The sequence below is a fragment of the uncultured Oscillibacter sp. genome, from assembly GCF_910587525.1.
In the GTDB taxonomy this organism is placed as follows: domain Bacteria; phylum Bacillota; class Clostridia; order Oscillospirales; family Oscillospiraceae; genus Oscillibacter.
On the sequence record NZ_CAJULS010000236.1, the window covers coordinates 1 to 2,206 of the forward strand.

The window sequence follows — 2,206 nt, forward strand, 5'->3', positions numbered from 1 at the left end:
GGAGATACGCAGGCAGGTCGTACGGCTCAAGAAAATGGGGAAAACGGGAAAAGAATATTGAGGAATTAACCGGCGTACGGCAGAATCGCGCCAGCGAAATATGGACAGCGTATCAACGAGAGGGTGAAAGCTCCCAGGAGCGAAAAAGAATGGACGCAAGGCAGGAAGCCACATGGTCCTAACAGCGGAAGAACAGGACAATATCCGGAAGGCTGTGGACGAGAAAATACCGGAGGATTTTGGGATTACCGGTAAGCTGTGGACGTTAGGGCAAACGCGGCAATACATTGGTACGCTACAAAAATGTGAACAGCAGCAAGGGGATACGCTACTATGTCTATATCTGCCAGTCTCATGCCGATCATCCCGCTTTCTGCCACAAGAGGTATTTCCATGAGACAAAGCTGATTGAGATTCTTTGGGATACCCTACAGCGGGAGATTGCGTTGGCTGAAAACCTGGATAGGCTGGTGCGTCAGTACAGTAAATCCTCCAAGGCGGTCAGTCAGGAGGCGGCAGTCAAACGGGAGATCGCCGCCGCGAAACAGTCCCTCAGCCGTGCGGAAATGCTCTATGACAGCCTGTTCCAGAATTATGCCGATAAGCTGATGTCGGAGCAGGAATACACGGAAATGAAACGGCAGTACCGCACCGATATGGAGCGGGCGCAGTCCCGCTTGAACGAGCTGGAACAGCGGCAGAGCGTCTACCGTTTACGCAAGCGCCCCGTCTCCGGCGGGCCGCTTGCGGCACCTTTTCCGCAGGTCTTGTTACCCATTCTGCTGCCTGTCAGCGTCTAACCTGCCGCGCCGGTTCCCTGTTACTCGTCCGTAAAGAGAAAGCGCATATCCTCAAAGTCGGCGTCCGTCATGGCCTCCAACTTCCTGATCGTCTGCCGGGCCAACGCCTGCATGCGGTGCTGTACCTCGTAGAGAATGGGTGCAAATGGAGGAGCCTGCCCGAAAAATACGGAAATTGGCACGTAATCTACGTCCAGGTGAACCGCTGGGCCCAAAAGGGTGTGCTGCAAGCAGCCTTTCTGCGGTTGCAGCAGCTCGGTATCATCAAAATCCAAGTAAACGTAATGAGTCTGGATTCCACCTGTATCAAAGTTCATCCAGATGGAATGGGCGCTTTGAAAAAAGCGGACCACAGTCCGTTGGAAGAACGCGAGGCGGATGGAACACCATGCTTCATATGGTCGCCGCATCTGATCGGGATGGGGTAACATTGGCGTTATCCGCGGGGAACTGCGGTGATGCCCCGGAATGTCGCGCTCTTTTGCGGCAGCTTGGCCCGGCTGGCCGCCCGGTTTATCTGCTGATGGATCGGGCCTATGAAGGCGATGAGACGAGAGCTTTGGCCATGGAACTTGGTTACACATCTGTGGTTCCGCCAAAAAGCAATCGCAAAAATCCCTGGGATTACGATAAGCAGCTGTACAAACAGCGCAATCAGGTTGAGAGGCTTTTTCGCCGCCTCAAGAGATTTCGCCGCATTTTCAATCGCTATGATAAACTGGATATTATCTTTTTGGCGTTTGTTTATTTTGCTTTTATTGTGGACGCTCTTATGTGAACACCGCCTAGCACATCTTCCTTGATTTTTCAAACAAGGCCTAGTGGTGTATCCGGTCAGAAAGCGAACCAGAGGCCGGAGCAGAATTTTCGCAGGGCAAGGCGGCGGACGCAGGCGGGCTGTCGCCCGTCAAGGACAACAACGATGCCATGCGGAAATTTCGCCCGGGATATGATTTGATTTCTGGCCGAATGGACCACTAGGTGGCCTCCGCCAGCCGCTCCTCCCGCTCCCTGCGCGCCTGGGCGATCTGCTCATAGAGGCAGTCCAGCGCGTCCCCCAGGCCGCCGATGCGGTCGATGAGTCCCAGCTCCACCGCCTCCTCGCCATAGATGACGCTGCCCACGTCCGCCGCCATCTCGCCGGTTTTCAGCATGAGGCTTAAAAACTTTTTCTTGCTGATGCCGCTGTTTTTGGCCACAAAGCTGACGATCCGCTCCTGGATGCGCTCGAAGTAGTTGAAGGTCTGGGGGGCGGCAATCACCGTGCCGTTCATCCGCACCGGGTGGATGGTCATGGAGGCGGAGGGGACGATGAGGCTCACCTTGGGGGCCACCGCCAGGGGGACGCCGATGGAGTGCCCGCCCCCCAGCACAAGGCTGGCGGTGGGCTTGCGCATCCCGGCCAC

The 2,206-nt window shown here is 55.8% G+C and carries 3 protein-coding genes and 1 pseudogene; 2 read left to right on the plus strand and 2 right to left on the minus strand.

Features of this window, described 5'->3' with window-relative positions; translation table 11 throughout:
* Window positions 1-287: 287 nt before the first annotated feature.
* A complete protein-coding gene (locus QZ326_RS12965) occupies window positions 288-800 on the plus strand; it encodes a hypothetical protein (protein WP_295746015.1) in 513 nt (170 codons plus the stop codon).
* Window positions 801-820: 20 nt separating this feature from the next.
* On the opposite strand, the gene QZ326_RS12970 is transcribed toward QZ326_RS12965, so the two are convergent.
* Window positions 821-937, minus strand: a complete 117-nt coding sequence (locus QZ326_RS12970; protein WP_365329338.1) for a transposon-transfer assisting family protein — start codon at window positions 935-937, stop codon at window positions 821-823.
* On the opposite strand from QZ326_RS12970, the pseudogene QZ326_RS12975 reads away from it, so the two are divergent.
* Window positions 908-1,578, plus strand: a pseudogene (locus QZ326_RS12975) (IS5 family transposase); the annotation flags it as partial. The gene QZ326_RS12970 and the pseudogene QZ326_RS12975 overlap by 30 nt on opposite strands.
* A gap of 199 nt (window positions 1,579-1,777) precedes the next feature.
* Here the strand turns inward: QZ326_RS12975 and QZ326_RS12980 are convergent.
* A partial coding sequence (locus tag QZ326_RS12980; RefSeq protein ID WP_295746021.1) for a ClpP family protease occupies window positions 1,778-2,206 on the minus strand: 429 nt, incomplete at its 5' end.